An 847-nucleotide genomic window follows, 5' to 3' on the forward strand; every position below is an offset into this window, starting at 1 on the left:
TCGAATAACGGCTCAAAGGTAACATGGTAATGTTTTGCTCTGACGTTTTTCCGAAGGGCGTCGATACGCCACCGTTCTGCTTTCCTCGTCACCGTAACGCCAAACCATGCGTTTTCCAGATCGGTATCAAAATCCAGCAAATCAGGTCGCTTGGTAAGGAACAGGAACTGATGCTGTGGATTTTCACGGATCTTTGCAAATACCTCGTCTCTCCAGTCCGGCTTCCATCCAGAGAGATCGCTCATGCCGGTAAGAAGAAAGTTCTGCGGACGTTTCTTTTCCATCATCTTGAGCTTACCCGGAAAGAATTCAGGGTCAGCGAAATCATCAATCATATGCCAGCGTTTCACGTTGTTGCGGGCATAGCAATATGTACACCCCACTGTGCAGCCAATGACGATATTCATGTTCTGAATCTGATCTTTGATACAAATACTCATGACTTCTGCCACTCCTCAAGATTCTTTCTGATGCGGTCAAGGCATTCCTCAAACCGGATAATTTCTTCCTCTGAAAAACCTTTGTAGTAAATACTGCCCATCTCATCAGATACAGAATCGTACTCGCCCTTTAAGGCATGTGCTTTCTCAGTCAGAAACAGGAGCGTTTTCCTTTTGTCCATTTCAGACTGAACACGGCTTATCAGCCCTTGATTTTCCATTCTTTCCAGCATCGTAGTAAGAGATGTTATCGCTAATCCGCATTTAGTCGAGAGTGACCTGATTGAAATACCATCCTTCTGCCACAGCACATAAAGAATACGCCCCTGGGCTCCATTAAACGCATCAATATTCTTTTCACTGAGAATCTTCTCGAAAATCCGGTCTCCAAGCTGTTTTATTTTGGT

Annotated in this window: 2 protein-coding genes; both read right to left on the bottom strand. The window is 44.6% G+C overall.

Annotated elements, in window-relative coordinates; all coding sequences use genetic code 11:
* A partial coding sequence (locus tag LJE09_RS17260; protein ID WP_227311603.1) for a DUF5131 family protein occupies nt 1-440 on the bottom strand: 440 nt, incomplete at its 3' end.
* On the bottom strand, nt 437-847 hold a 411-nt coding region (locus tag LJE09_RS17265), incomplete at its 5' end, for a radical SAM mobile pair system MarR family transcriptional regulator (protein WP_227296410.1). The genes LJE09_RS17260 and LJE09_RS17265, both read right to left, overlap by 4 nt.

It is taken from the genome of Blautia sp. DFI.3.45 (assembly GCF_020593505.1).
Taxonomy (GTDB): Bacteria; Bacillota; Clostridia; order Lachnospirales; family Lachnospiraceae; genus Blautia_A; species Blautia_A wexlerae.